This is a genomic window from Micromonospora sp. C31 (assembly GCF_018070575.1).
Taxonomy (GTDB): Bacteria; Actinomycetota; Actinomycetes; order Mycobacteriales; family Micromonosporaceae; genus Micromonospora.
Genome location: NZ_JAGPXN010000013.1, coordinates 13442 through 28910 on the forward strand (window position 1 = coordinate 13442; position 15469 = coordinate 28910).

The 15469-nt window shown below is 73.5% G+C and carries 12 protein-coding genes; 4 read left to right on the forward strand and 8 right to left on the reverse strand.

Annotation, left to right across the window (positions count from 1 at the left end):
* Positions 1-28 precede the first annotated feature (28 nt).
* The 3 genes from KBX06_RS18060 to KBX06_RS18070 all read left to right on the forward strand — a co-directional run bounded on the left by KBX06_RS18060 (position 29) and on the right by KBX06_RS18070 (position 4466).
* The gene (locus KBX06_RS18060; RefSeq protein ID WP_210836357.1) at positions 29-1900 is read left to right on the forward strand and encodes a nucleoside-diphosphate sugar epimerase/dehydratase; all 1872 of its coding nucleotides are present in this window, start codon (positions 29-31) and stop codon (positions 1898-1900) included.
* A gap of 101 nt (positions 1901-2001) precedes the next feature.
* Positions 2002-3228 (forward strand): glycosyltransferase family 4 protein, encoded by a 1227-nt coding sequence (locus KBX06_RS18065; RefSeq protein WP_307854672.1) that lies wholly within the window; start codon positions 2002-2004, stop codon positions 3226-3228.
* Positions 3225-4466, forward strand: a complete 1242-nt coding sequence (locus tag KBX06_RS18070) for a glycosyltransferase family 4 protein (RefSeq protein WP_307854673.1) — start codon at positions 3225-3227, stop codon at positions 4464-4466. Before KBX06_RS18065 ends, KBX06_RS18070 begins: the two co-directional genes overlap by 4 nt.
* 70 nt (positions 4467-4536) lie before the next feature.
* Here the strand turns inward: KBX06_RS18070 and KBX06_RS18075 are convergent, their stop codons facing one another.
* The 6 genes from KBX06_RS18075 to KBX06_RS18100 all read right to left on the reverse strand — a co-directional run bounded on the left by KBX06_RS18075 (position 4537) and on the right by KBX06_RS18100 (position 11387).
* A complete protein-coding gene (locus tag KBX06_RS18075) occupies positions 4537-5955 on the reverse strand; it encodes a glycosyltransferase (RefSeq protein WP_210836359.1) in 1419 nt (472 codons plus the stop codon).
* Between the two features lie 145 nt (positions 5956-6100).
* Positions 6101-7393 (reverse strand): lipopolysaccharide biosynthesis protein, encoded by a 1293-nt coding sequence (locus KBX06_RS18080; protein WP_210836362.1) that lies wholly within the window; start codon positions 7391-7393, stop codon positions 6101-6103.
* 20 nt (positions 7394-7413) lie between these two features.
* Positions 7414-8694 (reverse strand): O-antigen ligase, encoded by a 1281-nt coding sequence (locus tag KBX06_RS28505; RefSeq protein ID WP_210836364.1) that lies wholly within the window; start codon positions 8692-8694, stop codon positions 7414-7416.
* Positions 8691-9698 carry an SDR family NAD(P)-dependent oxidoreductase gene (locus KBX06_RS18090; protein ID WP_210836367.1) on the reverse strand — a complete coding sequence of 336 codons (1008 nt, stop codon included), beginning with the start codon at positions 9696-9698 and terminating at the stop codon, positions 8691-8693. The genes KBX06_RS28505 and KBX06_RS18090 overlap by 4 nt, the downstream gene beginning before the upstream one ends.
* A 52-nt stretch (positions 9699-9750) precedes the next feature.
* A complete protein-coding gene (locus tag KBX06_RS18095; RefSeq protein ID WP_210836368.1) occupies positions 9751-10662 on the reverse strand; it encodes an NAD(P)-dependent oxidoreductase in 912 nt (303 codons plus the stop codon).
* Positions 10659-11387 (reverse strand): sugar phosphate nucleotidyltransferase, encoded by a 729-nt coding sequence (locus tag KBX06_RS18100; RefSeq protein ID WP_210836369.1) that lies wholly within the window; start codon positions 11385-11387, stop codon positions 10659-10661. The genes KBX06_RS18095 and KBX06_RS18100 overlap by 4 nt, the downstream gene beginning before the upstream one ends.
* Positions 11388-11574: 187 nt before the next feature.
* Here KBX06_RS18100 and KBX06_RS18105 point away from each other — a divergent pair, with 187 nt between their 5' ends.
* Positions 11575-12504, forward strand: a complete 930-nt coding sequence (locus KBX06_RS18105) for an NAD(+)/NADH kinase (protein ID WP_210836372.1) — start codon at positions 11575-11577, stop codon at positions 12502-12504.
* 12 nt (positions 12505-12516) lie between these two features.
* Here KBX06_RS18105 and pgm read toward each other — a convergent pair whose 3' ends face one another.
* Both pgm and glgC read right to left on the reverse strand, forming a co-directional pair.
* Positions 12517-14163 carry a phosphoglucomutase (alpha-D-glucose-1,6-bisphosphate-dependent) gene (pgm, locus tag KBX06_RS18110; protein WP_210836374.1) on the reverse strand — a complete coding sequence of 549 codons (1647 nt, stop codon included), beginning with the start codon at positions 14161-14163 and terminating at the stop codon, positions 12517-12519.
* Positions 14160-15392 (reverse strand): glucose-1-phosphate adenylyltransferase, encoded by a 1233-nt coding sequence (glgC, locus tag KBX06_RS18115; protein WP_210836375.1) that lies wholly within the window; start codon positions 15390-15392, stop codon positions 14160-14162. Before glgC ends, pgm begins: the two co-directional genes overlap by 4 nt.
* Positions 15393-15469: the final 77 nt, after the last annotated feature.

Consider the following 15469-nt stretch of genomic DNA (forward strand, 5'->3'; position numbering starts at 1 on the left):
TGGTCGACAGACGCGACAAGGAGCACACATGCCGCTGGACACGGACACCTCGCGACGCTCACCGGCCGCCGGTCGTCGTGCCCGGGCCCGACGCCGCGCCGCCGGGTTCCTCGCCACGGACACCACCGCCTGGCTCGGTGGCTTCCTCGCAGCGGCCTGGACGCGCTACGAGTTCCACCTGCCACCGGGCCTGCTGCCCCGGGCCGTCGGCATCGGCGCCGTGGCCGCGCTGGTGCACATCGTCGTCGCGGCGGTCCGCCGGCTCTACTCCGGACGACACCCGCTGGGCAGCCTCCAGGAGGTGCAGGGCGTCGCGGGAACGACGATCACGACCTCGGCAATCGTGCTGCTCGCGCTGCTCCCGTCCACGGACCGGCCGGTCCCGGCGAGCACCCCGCTGGTCGCCGGCGCGCTGGCCCTGCTGTTCATGCTCGCCACCCGGTTCGCGTACCGGCACCGTCGCGACCTCGCCATGCGGCCGGACGTACGCTCCGCGACACCGGTGCTGCTGTTCGGCATGGGTACGGCGGGACAGGGCCTGCTCCGGGCGATGCTCGGCGACCCGCGCAGCCGGTACCTGCCCGTCGGCGCCCTCGACGACGACCCGGACAAGCGCGACCTGCGCATCGGTGGCGTACGCGTCCTCGGTGGGCGGCACGACATCGCCGCCGCCGTCAGCCGCACCGGCGCGACGACGGTCATCTTCGCGGTGGCCAACGCCGACGCCGCCCTGATCCGCGAGATCCGTGAGGCGACGCTGGAGACCGGGGCCGCGTTCAAGGTGCTGCCGCCCATGCGGGACCTGGTGGACCACCGGATCACCGTCACCGACGTGCGGGACGTGCGCATCAGCGACCTGCTCGGTCGCCGTCAGGTCGTCGGTGACCTGCCGCTGAGCGCCAGCACCCTCACCGGCCGACGGATCCTCGTCACCGGCGCCGGCGGCTCGATCGGCTCGGAACTCTGCCGGCAGGTGATGAAGGCCGATCCGGGCGAACTGATGATGCTGGACCGCGACGAGTCCGCCCTGCACGGGCTCCAGATGTCCCTCGACGGCCGGGCGCTGCTGGACGGGCCCGAACTCATCCTCGCCGACCTGCGCGACGACGAGGGGATCCGGCGCATCATCCGGGCACGCCGGCCGGACGTCATCTTCCACGCGGCGGCGCTCAAGCACCTGCCCCTGCTCCAGCGGCACCCCGGCGAGGCGGTCATGACGAACGTCTGGGGCACGCTCTCGGTGCTGGACGCCTGCCGTGAGGTGGAACGGTTCGTCAACATCTCCACCGACAAGGCCGCCGACCCGATCAGCGTCCTCGGCTACTCCAAGCGCATCACCGAGCGACTCACCGCGCACGCGGCGTCCCGGTTCCCCGGCACCTTCCTCAGCGTCCGGTTCGGCAACGTGCTCAGCAGCCGCGGCTCGGTGGTCACCGCGTTCCAGCGGCAGATCGAGGCCGGCAATCCCCTCACCGTCACCCACCCCGACGTGACCCGCTACCTGATGACCATCGAGGAGGCGGTGCACCTGGTGCTCCAGGCCACCGAGATCGGGCGCGACGGCGAGGCACTCGTGCTCGACATGGGTGAACCGGTCCGGATCCTCGACATGGCCCGACAGCTGATCGAGCAGGCCGAAAGCTCCGTGCCGATCGTCTACACCGGGCTCCGCGAGGGCGAGAAGCTGCACGAGGACCTGCTGGGCGCCGGGGAGACCGACACGCGGCCGTTCCACCCGCTCGTCTCCCACGTCCCGGTTCCGGCGCTGGACCCGATCGAGATCACCGGGCTGGACCCGTACGACGACCCGGAGAAGGTCATCGAGCAACTCGCCCTGCTCTGCGTCTCGCCGCTCGACCCGCTGTTCGACCTCGCGCAGGAGACACCGCTGCGCCGCTGACGTGTGAACCGAGCGGCCCGGCGCGTCCAGGAGGCGACCGCCGGGCCGCTGCCGGCGCCCCACCGGTGTGTCGGCAAGCAGGACGAAGGGAGTTCCTCCAGGTGACATCGACCGACGAGAAGCAGGTGCCGGGGCGGGAGCGGCAGCCGGCGGACAGGCCACTCCGGATCGCGGTCCTGATCAAGACGAACGACGGTGGGCTCTGGATCCTGCCGCAGGTGGAGGCCATGCGCCAGCGGGGACACGAGGTCGTCGTGGTGCTCCCACCGGGTGCCGGACGGCTCAGCGACGAGCTGCGCCGGCGCCACGTCGACGTGGTCGACTGCCCGTTCCCCTTCCGGCCGGGGCCGTCGATGCTGACCGGGCTGTGGCGGCTCCGGCGCCTCATCCGCCGGCTGCGACCCGACGTGCTGCAATACCACCTGATCGCGTCCGCGTACGTGGCCCGGATGGCGACGGTCGGTCTGCCGGTGCGCCGGGTGCACACCGTGGCCGGGCCGCTCTACCTCGACTCTCCCGTGATCAGAACGGCCGAACGTCTCCTGTGGCGGTTGGACGACACCATCATCTGCGGCTGCGTGAACGCCTCCGAGCGGTACGGCGCCCTGGGCTGCCCCGCGCCGCGCCGGGCCGTGGCCACGTACGGGGTGGACACCAGCGCCTTCGACCCGACGGGCGCCGGCCCCGGGACCCGGCTGGCCGCCCGCGCCGAACTGGGCCTGCCCCGCGACGCCTTCCTCGCCGTCATGGTCGCCTACGTGTATCCGCCGAAGCGGCTCGTGCACGGCGGGCGCGGCATCAAGGGACACGACGTGTTGCTCGCGGCGTGGCCGGAGTTCCGCCGGCGGCATCCGGACGCGCACCTGCTGCTGGTCGGCGGCGGTTGGACGGAGGCGGGAGTGGCGCACCGCCGGGAGCTGATCGAACGGTTCCGGGTCGCCGAGGATCCGACCATCACCTGGTTGGAGACCGTGCCCGACGTCCGTCCCTGCTACCACGCCGCCGACGTGAGCGTGAGCCCGTCGTTGAGCGAGAGCCACGGCGCGGCGGTCGAGGCGGGGGCGATGGGCGTGCCGAGCATCGTCAGCGACGCCGGCGGGCTCCCGGAGACGGTCGACGAGCGGTCCGGGTGGGTGGTTCCCCGCGACGACCCGGCGGCGCTGCTGGCCGCGCTCGACGACGCGTACGCCGAGTTCGCGCAGGGCCGTCTCGCCGACCGGGGCCGCGCCGCGCGCGACCGGATGGTGGAGCTGTTCGACAACCGGCGGACCGCCCGGACGGTCGCCGACGTCTGCGAACGGGTGGCGGCCGTGGCGGGGCGCAGGTGAGCGGCCCCGGCGGTGACCTGCCGGCCCGGGTCGTGGTGACGACCGAGTCGCGGTTCAGTCGGACGCCCGACGGGCGGGTCTGGGTCGAGGCCGGCCCGGACCACTCGGTCTGGCGGCGCTACCTGGTCGCGTTCGACCGGGTGCGGATAGCCGCCCGCACGCGGGACGTCGCCGAGGCACCCGCTGGCGCCGCCCGGGTGGACGGAGACGGTGTCGAGGTCTGGCCGCTGCCCTACTACGTCGGTCTCGGCCAGTACGTGCGTCAGCGCCGCGCGCTGGCCCGGGCGGCGGCGTCGGCGGCCGGTCCCGGTGACGCCGTCATCCTCCGGGTGCCCTCGCCGGTCGGGTCCCTGCTGGCCGTGGCGCGGGAGCGCGCCCGCCTGCCGTACGCCCTCGAGGTGATCGGTGACCCGTACGACGTGCTGGCCCCCGGCGTGGTCCGGCATCCGCTACGACCGGTGCTGCGGGCCGCGTCGACGCGGCGGCTGCGGCAGCAGTGCCGCAGCGCCGCCGCGGTGGCGTACGAGACGGAGCGGCACCTGCAGAGCCGCTACCCCGCACTGCCGACGGTCCCGACGGCCGGCATCTCCAGCGTGGACCTCCCCCCGGCGGCGTACGTCCCCCGGCCGCGGCCGGTCCGGCCGCGGCTGTCGGCGGCGACGCTCGTCTCGATCGGCTCGCTGGAGCAGCTCTACAAGGGCATCGACACCCTCATCGAGGCGCTGGCGCTGCTGACCGGTGACGGCCCGGCCGTCCGGCTGGTGCACGTGGGGGTCGGCGCGTACCGTCCGCAGCTCGAACAGCTCGCGGCACGGCTCGGTGTCGCCGGCCGGGTCACCTTCACCGGGCTGCTGCCCACCGTCGAGACGGTCCGCGCGCAACTGGACGCCGCGGACCTGTTCGTGCTGCCGTCGCGGACCGAGGGCCTGCCGCGGGCCCTGATCGAGGCCATGGCCCGGGCGCTGCCGGCCGTCGGCTCGACCGTCGGCGGCATTCCGGAGCTGCTCACCCGCGACGACCTGGTCCCACCGGACGACCCGGCGGCCCTGGCCGACCGGATCGCCGCCTTCCTGACCGACCCGGACCGGCTGGCCGGGGCGTCGGCCCGCAACCTGGCACGGGCCCGGCGGTACGCCGCCGCGGAGTTGGACGAGCGGCGTGCCGCCTACTACCGGGCGGTCGCCGAGACGACGCGCCGCCGGTCGGGGCGGGGTCTCCCGGTGCCGGTCGCGCGCTGAGCGACGCACCCGTGACGACGACGTCCCGGCGCACCACGATCGGTGCGCCGGGACGCTGTCCGTGCGGTGCCTAGCGGCGATGGTTGGTCGTGGCGGTGCCGGCCTGCGAGCCGGTCGTGCCCCGCTGCGCGGCCTCCCGCAGGATCTCCAGGAAACCGCGAAGCTGGTCCTCCCGGTAGAGACCGTCGAGGGCGGCGGCGGGGACGGCGGGTACCTGTCCGGTCCGGTCCTTGACGGCGAGCCACTCGCGGAGCCGGGCCGCGATCGTCTCCCGGTCGTTGCCGACCACTCCGGCGCCGCGGGTACGCAGCAGGTGGGCCGCCACGCCGCCCTCGTAGCCGAGCAGCAGGATGGGGCGGCGGGCGAGCAGGTAGTCGAAGATCTTGCCGGTGTACGTGCCGATGTCGCGCGGGTCGTTCCACATGAGCAGGACGAGTACGTCCGCCTCGGCCTGGACACGCCAGGACTTCTCGGCGGAGACGTGGCCGAGGAGCGTGACGGAGTCGACGACGCCGGCCCGCTCGGCGGCCGCCCGGACGATGCCGTGGTCGTCACCGGCGAAGACCGCGTGCACCCGGGTCGCGTCCGGGCCCAGCAGCGCGATGGCGTCCAGGAGCGGTCCCGGGTCGCGCTTGCCGGGATAGACGTAACCGGTGTGGGCCAGGGTCAGCGTGGACGTCGCCGAAGGGCCGCCGGCCGGCGACGGGGCCGGCCGGCGGTCGATGCCGTTCATCACCACGCGGGCGTCGACGCCGAAGGCACGCCGCAACGTGTCCGCCAGCGGCTCGGAGACGGTCACGCAGGTGGTGACCGTTCGCAGCACCCGCTGCTCCAACCGCCGGTCGAGGGCGCGGCGGGGACCGGACCGGACCCAGTACTCGTTGCCGACCGACCAGAGGTCGCGGTAGTCGGCCACCCAGGGAACGCCGAGCCGCCGGGCCAGGGACGCCGCCACCACGAATCCGGAGAACGGTGGGCCGGAGGCGACGATCACGTCGGGACGCCACCGGTCCGGCCCGCGCAGGAACCCCCGGACGGCCGCCCTGATCCAGTTGACCTGCGGGTCGGGCACGAGCAGTTCCATGCCGGCCTTCCAGACCCAGCCCTTCGCGACGGCGCGGGCCGACGCGAATCTGCTCGGCGCCGGTGCCGCGCCACCGGTCGCCGACTCGCCCGTACCGGCCGACCGGTTGAGCCGGGGCAGACGCGGCGTCGGTTCCGCCCGGACGATCGACGCCTCCGCCAGGCCGGCGTCGCCCCCCTCGGGGGACGGCGCGACGGCGGTGAGGACGCGGACGTCCCAGCCGTGGTCGCGGGCGAACCCGGCGAGGGCGGCCGGCCGGCGGGCGCCGACCGTCTCCGCCGGCGGGAAGTGGTACGACACGATGAGCAGCCGCGGCGAGTCGCGACCGTCGGACGACGCGGGCCTCGGCAGGTCGGCGGGCTGGGCGTCGCCCGTACCGGCCCCGCCCGCAGAATCACCTCTCATCGTCGGCTCCCCGCACCGGTGGTGGCTGGCGTCTCGCCGTGGCGGCACGCATCGCTTCGGGCTCCTCTCCACATCGACAATCGGTCAACGAGTCCCCGGCGGTCAGGACACGCCGGAAGCTGGCAGGCCCTTCCCGCAGGCGTCCTCACCCGCTCGCGAGGAGTTCCCGCCCGGTCGGGACGTCCGGCGCCGCGCGGGCGGCGGCCGTGACCACGCGCAGCGCCATCCACCACGACGCGGCGTACGCGAGAGCGCCCGTGACGCTCAGGGACCAGATCGCGGCCAGCGGCGGCAGACCGCTCACGGCGACCACGCAGACCGCGCCCGAGACGAGCAGTGCCCGGCCCACGTCCCAGCCGAGTTGCCAGCCATGGCGCTCGAAGACGACCAACGCCTGGGACAGCGGTGTGGCGACGAACTGGGTGGCCATGAAGAGGGCCATGACCTGCGCGTACGTGCCGCTGGTCCGCCACTGCGCGCCGAAGACGAGCCCGAACGCGGTGGGCGCGGCGACGGCGACGGCCATGGCGCTGACCGCACCGACCAGCACGAGTTTCCTGGTCGCGCGTACGAAGATCAGCCGGGCCGAGCCGGGGCTCTCCCGCACCGCCCGGGACATCTCCGCGAGGTAGACCTGCGCGACGGCGGACGCCACCAGCGCGGTGGGTACGGCGATGATGCGCTGGGTCATCCCCAGCCAACCGGCGACGGCGCTGCCGTACCAGGCCGCCACGAGGAGGACGGGAAGCTGCGTCCCGAGGACGTTCAGCAGCCCCGAGGGTGCGAGCAGCAGCGGGAAACGCCGGTAGCGGCGCGAGACCCGCAGCAGGTCACGCCGCCCGGCGCGCGTCTGACGGGCCCACAGGCCCGCGCCGCGCAGCAGCACCAGCGCCGAGGCGATCTGCCCGGCCCCGAGACCGAGCGCCAGCCCACCGGGGCGCAGCCCGGCCAGGCCCGCCGCGAGCTGGGTGGTCACGATGGCGGCGGACTGCGCCAGGTTCCGTCGGCCGATCACGCCGAAGCGTCGGCGACGCACCGCGAGCTGGTTCAGCACCAGGACCACACCCATCGCCGCCGCCGCGGGCGGCACCATCCACAACCAGTGCTCCAGCGCGGGCTGGCCGAACAGGGCCGCAAGCCGACCGCCCCAGACCCCGACGGCCACCGCGCCCACCACGGCGGTGGTGCAGGCGGCGACGCATCCCAGCACGACCAGGGCGTGTGCGTCACGCTCCCGCTCGGGAAGCGGGACGGCCATCTCGAAGCGGAGGGCCGCGACCGTACCGATGATCGCCACCAGGGCCGTGACGACGGCGAACGTTCCGAAGTCGGTCGGGCGGTAGAGCCGGGCCAGCAGAGGCGCCGCCGCCAGTGCGAGCAGTTGCCCCCCGGCCGAGCCGGCGGCGATCGAGAGGACCCCCCGCAGGCTCGCCGACATCCGAGCCGACGGCATGCCCCTCACCGGCGCGCGTACCCCCGGTGGCCGCGCGGGTGCGCCGCCGGCCCGGTGTGCCGCGGCGGCCCCGTCCCGGTCGGGGTCGTGTCCGCCGGCCTCCGCCCCCGCAGCAGCAGCACCAGCAGACCGAGAGCCAGCGACACGAACAGCCCACGGCTGGCGTTGACGTCCCCGGACGTCGACACGGCCACCGCGTTGAACGCCACCATCGCGAGGACGAAGCCGGCGACCGCGTCCGACCGCGCCGCGCCCCACAGCCGCACCGCCGTCACCAGGCAGAGGAGGATGAAGGCGCCGCCCACCAGCCAGCCCGCCTCGGCGAGCAGTTCCAGCCAGAGGTTGTGCGGGTAGTCGTGCTCGACCATCCAGGAGTGGCTGGTCCAGTTGCCGTAGCCGACGCCACCCGGATGCTCGGCGATGATCGACATCGTGCGCTCGCGCATCTCCGCCCGCGCGGTCTCGGCCAGTTCCTCCGACGGATCCACGACGAGGGCGTACATCCGCGGCGGAAGCAGGGACGGCAGGGCCAGCACCACGACGACCAACGCGCCCATCAGACCGACGCCGACCCACTCGCGGCGCCCGCGGCGGACCTTGCGCCGAAACCCGGACAGGACCAGGGCGAACAGCGCGACGACCGCCGCCACCAGCGGCCCACGGGAGCCGGTGGCGAACAGCCCCAGCGCGAGCAGCACCACCAGGGCGGAGGCCCGCGGCATGGACAACCGCCGGCAGAAGTAGAGCCAGATGGCGGCGACGACCGCGAGGCCGATGGCGCGGGCCAACCAGATGGGGTTGGAGCCGAAGCCGGCCGCCCGACCGTCACGGGCACCGCTGGCCAGCGCGGCGACGGCCAGTACGACACCGCAGAGGACGACGGCCAGGGCGAACGCCTCGATGTCCCGCTGGCTGCGGATGACCGCGACGGCCACGGTGGCGAGCAGGGTCACGGTGACGAGCAGGATCAACTTGAGCTGGCCGTAGTCCGTCTCCGGCCGGCGCAGGACACCGGGCAGGGCGAGGACACCGAACACCACCACGACCCAGAAGACGACGACCCGCGCCCGCGACTCGGGCCGCAGCATCTCGTTGAAGACGATCAGCACGGCCAGGGCCGCCGCGGTCAGCAGGAAGGCCCGCCCGAACGCGCGTGGAAACTGGTCGAAGTTCAGCAGGAGCATCACGGTGACCGCACGCACCAGCGTGGACCAGGCGCCGGTGCGGCGTCCCGGTCGCGTCGTGGCGTGCGGGCCGGCCGGCACCGGCTGGGCGAGCCGGCTCACACCGCCCGCTCCGCCCGGTACCGGGCCAGGTTGGCCGGGTCGAGGAACCACTCCACGGTCGCCTTGAGCCCGTCGTCGAGCGTGGCGACCGGCTGCCACCCGGTGGCCGTACGCAGCAGACGGTTGTCGCCGACCAGCCGCTCCACCTCGGAGTCGGCCGGGCGCAGCCGCGCCTCGGAGACCCGGATCTCCGGTTCGGCGCCGAACATCGCCGCGATCCGGCGCACGAGTTCCCCGATGGCCGTCTCCTGACCGGTGGCCGCCTGGAAGACCCGCCCCACCACGGCCGACTCCGGCGCCTCCCCGACGGCGCGGAAGGCGGCCACGGTGTCGGTGACGTAGAGCAGGTCCCGGGTGGTACGCAGCGCGCCCAGCTCCACCGCGCCGGTGCCCCGGGCCAGCTGACTGACGATGGTCGGGATGACCGCGCGGGTGGACTGCCGGGGCCCGTACGTGTTGAAGGGGCGCAGGGTGACCACCGGCAGCCCGAAGCTGAGGTGGTAGCTCTCGGCCAGTTTGTCGGCGCCGATCTTCGTGGCGGCGTACGGGGACTGCCCACGCAGCCGGTGTTCCTCCGTCATCGGTACCGTCGTCGCGGTGCCGTACACCTCGCTGGTGGAGGTGACCACGACCCGGCCGGTGCCGGCGGACCGCGCGCTCTCCAGCACGTTCAGGGTGCCCGTGACGTTGGTGTCGACGTAGGACTGCGGTGCCAGATAGGAGTACGGGATTCCGCCCAGCGCGGCCAGGTGGTAGACGACGGAGGCGCCGTCGACCAGGCGTTGGACCATGCCACGGTCCCGGATGTCCCCGGCGACCACCTCGACGTCGGCGAGCTGCTCGGGACCGAACGTGTCCAGCCAACCGTGCGTGCCGGCGCCGTTGTAGTGCACGAAGGCGCGCACCCGGTGACCGGCGGCGGCGAGGGCCTCGACCAGGTGCGAGCCGATGAAGCCGCCCGCACCGGTGACCACCACCGGATCCGTGACGGGGTGTGCCGTCATGTCCTCTGCTCCTTCTTCTTCTGCTGGCGGCCCCACCGGGGCCGCGGTGGCGTCAGCCGGCGGGCGCGAACGGACGAACGTCGGGCGCGGCGACCGCCGCGCCCCAGACGGTCCGGATCGAGTCGGCCAGGTCGTGTCGCGGCGCCCAGCCCAACGTGGATCGGGCCCGGCGGATGTCGGCGCGGACCCAGTCGACCGCCGCCGACCGGGGTGACGGGGAGCGGTCCTCGTGCAGGCGTACCGTCGTGCCCGCCGTCTCGACCAGGAGCCGCACCGCGTCGCGCACCCGGACGGCACGACCGCTGCCGACGTTGACGATGCGGGCCGGGAGGGCGGGGGCGTGCACGGCGGCGCGCACGGCCGCCGCCACGTCGCGGACGTCGACGAAGTCGCGGTGGGCGTCCAGTGGACCGGTGCGCAGTTCGGCGTCGGGCGCGCCCCGGCGCAGCAGCGCGGCGACCCGCCCGAGCAGCGTCGTCGCCGGGAGCCCCGGACCGATCGGGTTGAAGACCCGCAGTACCACGGCGTCGACCCGGCCGGCGCGGGCCGCCAGCTCGGTCAGCCGGGTGGCCGCGGCCTGGCTGACGCCGTAGTCGCTGACCGGTTGCGCCGGGTCGTCCTCGCTCATCGACGACCCGAACGGCGTCGGTCCGTACTCGGCCGCCGAGCCGAGCCGCACCAGGCGGGCCGTCGGCGCCGCGACCGCCACCGCCTCCACCAGCCGCGCGGCGACGACCGTGTTCGCCAGGACGAGGTCGGCCGCGGTCCCGCTCACCGCGCCCACGCAGGTGACCACCGCGTCGGGGCGTACCGAGGTGAGCAGTGCGCGCAGGTCCTCGGTGTCGCAGCGGGCGAGGTCGCACTCGGCGCGCGTGGGGCAGACCAGGTCGCCGTCGACTTCCAGGGCCCGCCGGACGTGTGTCCCGAGGAAGCCCGAGGCGCCGAGGACGAGGGTCCTGCTCATACCGCGGAGGGTGCCCGCGCGGGCAGCAGCATCGGCTCCACCTCGGCGAAGCAGCGGTTGGCCTCGTCGTAGTCCTCGGGGCGGCCGATGTCGAGCCAGTAGCCGTCGAACGCGTAGCCGGCCGGCGGCTCGCCCCGGCGCAGCAGGTCCAGCACCAGCTCGTCGAACCCGAAGGGCATGCCGACCGGGTACGCGGCGATGGTGCTGCGGGAAAGCCCGTAGACACCCATGCTGACCTGGTATTCCAGGACCGGCTTCTCGGAGAAGGAGGAGATCTTGTCGCCCTCCAGTTCCAGCACCCCGAAGTCGATCTTGACCGTCCGGCGGTAGGTGGCGACCGTCAGCGGCGCCCCGGAGAGCCGGTGCGTGGCGAGCAGGTCGGCGTAGTCGAGGTCGGTGAGGATGTCGCCGTTCATGACGAGGAAGTGCTCGGGAAGCTCGTCGCGCAGGCCGAACAGCGGGCCGATGGTGGACAGCGGCACCCGCTCCTCGGCGTACCGGACGGCGAGCCCGAAGCGCGAGCCGTCGCCGACGAACGCCCGGATCAGCGAACCGAGGTGGTTGATGGCCAGCGTGACGTGGGTGAAGCCGCGGGCCGCCAACTGCCGGAGGATGATCTCCAGGATGGCGTAGTTCTCGCCGATCGGCACCAGCGGCTTCGGCAGGGTGGACGTGTAGGGGCGCAGTCGTACGCCCGCACCGCCGGCCATGATCACGACATGCATCGCCCCTCCACTCGTCGCGCGACGCCCTTCATCGCCTGCTCAACGAGCACGCCACGCGCAAGGTACGCAGCACGCCCGTCCTTGTCGTGCGAAGCGGGACGGCCGGCAGGCTGCCGGTCCCATGCACCACCCGCGCGGCTGCGCGTTCCGGCCGCCCGGCACGGCCGGGATGTGGTGAGCTGTAGCCATGGGACGGATGCGGCTCGGGCTGGTGCTGCACCCGACCCGGGACGTGACCGAGGTGGTCGGGATCGTCGAGCGCTGGGCGGAGCGGCAGGGGGTGACCCTCGCGGTCCGCGCCGAGGACCGGCGCCGGGCGCCGGCGAGCGTCGAACCGCTGCCCGTCGACCAGGTGCCGGCGGCCTGTGACGCGCTGATCAGCATCGGCGGGGACGGCACGATGCTCGGCGCGCTGCGTTCGGCCGTACACGACCCGAAGCCGGTGCTCGGCGTGCACCTGGGCCGGTTGGGGTTCCTGGTGGAGATCGACCCCCCGGAGCTGCCGGCGGCGCTGGACCGGCTGGCCGCCGGGGACTACACGGTGGAGCGGCACAGCTGCCTCTCCTGCGACGTGTGCGGCGACGACCTCGTGGCCTTCAACGACATCGCGCTGGTGCGGCAGCCCGGCGCCGGCTTCGTGTCCGCCACCCTCGCCATCGACGGTCAGCAGTACGGCTACTACCGCTGCGACGCGCTGGTGGTGAGCACACCGACCGGATCGACCGCGTACAACTACGCCGCCGGCGGCCCACTCGTCTCCCCCGCCAGCGACGCCGTGGTGGTGACCCCGTCGGCCCCGATGGCGGGCATCTCCCGGGCGGTGGTGCTCTCCCCCGACGAGACCATCCGGCTGGAGCTGACGCCGGGCTCCGCCCCGGTCGCCGTCGAGATGGACGGCCGGATCTTCCGGGCCGCCGCCACCTCCGGCGCGTTGCAGGTGCGCTACCGCCGCGGCGCGGGCCTGGTGGTGCGCCTCGACCCGCGCCGTTACCAGGAGCGCAACCAGCTCAAGCTCAGCCTGCTCGACCTGCCGCTACTGCCCGAGCAGCTGCGCGAACTACTCCCCGAGAACCTGCGCGAGCAGCTCGACCGCCGCCAGCTCCCGCCGCCCCGCTGACCGCGGCTGGGGTCAGGACCCGGCCAGCACGTCGGACACCAGGTCCTTCGCCTCCTGCTGGATCCGGGCCAGGTGCTCCGGGCCCTGGAACGACTCGGCATAGATCTTGTAGACGTCCTCCGTGCCCGACGGCCGGGCGGCGAACCAGCCGGACTCCGTGGTCACCTTGAGCCCGCCGATCGGCGCGTCGTTGCCCGGTGCGGTGGTGAGGATCGCGGTGATCGGCTCGCCGGCCAGTTCGGTGGCGGTCACCTGCTCCGGCGAGAGCTTGCCGAGCACGGCCTTCTCCTCCCGGGTCGCCGGCGCGTCGATCCGGGCGTACGCGGGGGCGCCGAAGCGCTCGGCCAGCTCCGTCCAGTGCTGGCTGGGGGTGCGGCCGGTGGTCGCGATGATCTCGGCGGCGAGCAGGCAGAGCAGCAGGCCGTCCTTGTCGGTGGTCCAGGTGCCCCCGTCGCGGCGCAGGAAGGACGCGCCGGCGCTCTCCTCGCCGCCGAAGCCCACCGCGCCGTCGAGCAGCCCCGGCACGAACCACTTGAAGCCGACCGGCACCTCCAGCAGCGGGCGGCCCAGGTCGGCGGCGACCCGGTCGATCATCGAGGAGGAGACCAGGGTCTTGCCGACGGCGGCGGCCGGCCCCCACTGCGTGCGCGTGCGGAACAGGTGGGCGATCGCCACGGCGAGATAGTGGTTGGGGTTCATCAGGCCGCCGTCGGGGGTGACGATGCCGTGCCGGTCGGCGTCGGCGTCGTTGCCGGTGGAGACCTGGTAGTCGGCGCGGGCGGCGATCAGCGAGGCCATCGCGTTAGGCGAGGAGCAGTCCATCCGGATCTTGCCGTCGCCGTCCAGGGTCATGAACCGCCAGGTCGGGTCGACCGCCGGGTTGACCACGGTCAGGTCCAGCCGGTGCCGCTCGGCGATCTCGCCCCAGTAGGCCACGCTCGCCCCGCCGAGCGGGTCGGCGCCGACGCGCACCCCGGCGTCGCGGATCGCGTCGACGTCGATCGCCGCCGGCAGGTCGTCGACGTAGCGGGCGAGGAAGTCGTACGACCCGGTGGTGTCGGCGGCGCGGGCCCGCGCGTACGGGATCCGCCGGACCTCCTTCAGGCCGTCGGCGAGGATCGCGTTGGCGCGGTCCTGGATCCACCTCGTGACGTCGGAGTCGGCCGGGCCGCCGTGGGTGGGGTTGTACTTGAAGCCGCCGTCGTCGGGCGGGTTGTGCGACGGGGTGATGACGATGCCGTCGGCGAGCCCGCTGGTGCGTCCCCGGTTGTGGGCGAGGATGGCGTGCGACACCGCCGGGGTGGGCGTGTAGCCGTCGCGGGCGTCCAGCAGCACGGTGACCTCGTTGGCGGCGAGCACCTCGAGCGCGTCCACCGCCGCCGGGGCGGAGAGCGCGTGGGTGTCACGGCCGAGGAAGAGCGGCCCGTCCAGGCCCTGTTCGCGCCGGTAGTCGCAGAGCGCCTGGGTGACCGCGAGGATGTGGTCGGAGTTGAACGCGTTGCGCAGGCTCGACCCGCGGTGCCCGGACGTGCCGAAGGAGACCTGCTGCGCCGGGTCCTGCGGGTCCGGGTGCTCGGCGTAGTAGGCGGTCACCAGCCGTGGCACGTCGACCAGGTCGGCGGGCTGGGCGGGCCTGCCGGCCCGGGGATGACTGCTCACGGTTCCACCTTCTGTCCCTTGCCGATGACCACGATGCCGTTGTCGGAGACGGTGTAGCGCTGCCGGTCCTTCTCCAGGTCGACGCCGATCTCGGCGCCCTCGGGCACGACCACGTTCTTGTCGAGGATGGCCCGGCGGACGACCGCGTGCCGGCCGACGTCGACCCCCTCCATCAGCACCGCGCCGTCCACCTGCGCCCAGGAGTGCACCTTGACCTTGGGCGAGACGATCGAGTTCTCCACCAGGGAGCCGGAGATCACCGCGCCGGGCGAGACCATCGAGGCGACCGCCCGGCCGACCCGCTCGCCCCACTGGTGGACGAACTTGGCCGGCGGGTACGGCGGCTGGTCGGTGTAGATCGGCCACTCGAAGTTGTAGAGGTTGAACACGGGGTGCACGTTGATCAGATCCATGTGGGCGTCGTAGAAGGAGTCGAGCGTCCCCACGTCGCGCCAGTAGCCGCGGTCCCGGTCGGTGCTGCCCGGCACCTCGTTGTCGCGGAAGTCGTAGACGTTGGCCTCGCCGCGCTCGACCAGCATCGGGATGATGCTGCCGCCCATGTCGTGCTTGCTGGTCTTGTCCTCCGCGTCGCGCTCGACCGCCTCGCACAGCGCCTTCGTGCTGAACACGTAGTTGCCCATCGACGCGTAGATCTGGTCGGGCGCGTCGGGCAGGCCGACCGCGTCGGTGGGCTTCTCGCGGAACGCCCGGATCCGCCGGCCGTCCTCGCCGACCTCGATGACGCCGAACTGGTCGGCCATCGACAGCGGCTGGCGGATGCCGGCCACGGTGACGCCGGCGCCGGAGGCGATGTGGTCCTCCACCATCTGCCGCGGGTCCATCCGGTAGATGTGGTCGGCACCGAAGACGATCACGTGGTCGGGCTGCTCGTCGTGGATGAGGTTGAAGCTCTGGTAGATCGCGTCGGCGGAACCGGCGAACCACCACGGGCCCCGGCGCTGCTGCGCCGGCACCGGTGTGACGTAGTTGCCGAGCAGGGTCGACATCCGCCACGTCTTGGTGATGTGCCGGTCGAGCGAGTGGGACTTGTACTGGGTCAGCACGACGATCTTGAGATAGCCGGCGTTCGCCAGGTTGGACAGGACGAAGTCGACCATGCGGTACATCCCGCCGAACGGGACGGCCGGCTTGGCCCGGTCCGTGGTGAGCGGCATCAGGCGCTTGCCCTCTCCGCCGGCCAGGACGATCGCGAGCACCTTGGCAGCCATGTCCAGACGCTATCTACCCCGCCGCCAGTTCACCACTCGTACGGCACAGTTGTGCAGCCGGTGCGGCGGCGCGTTCT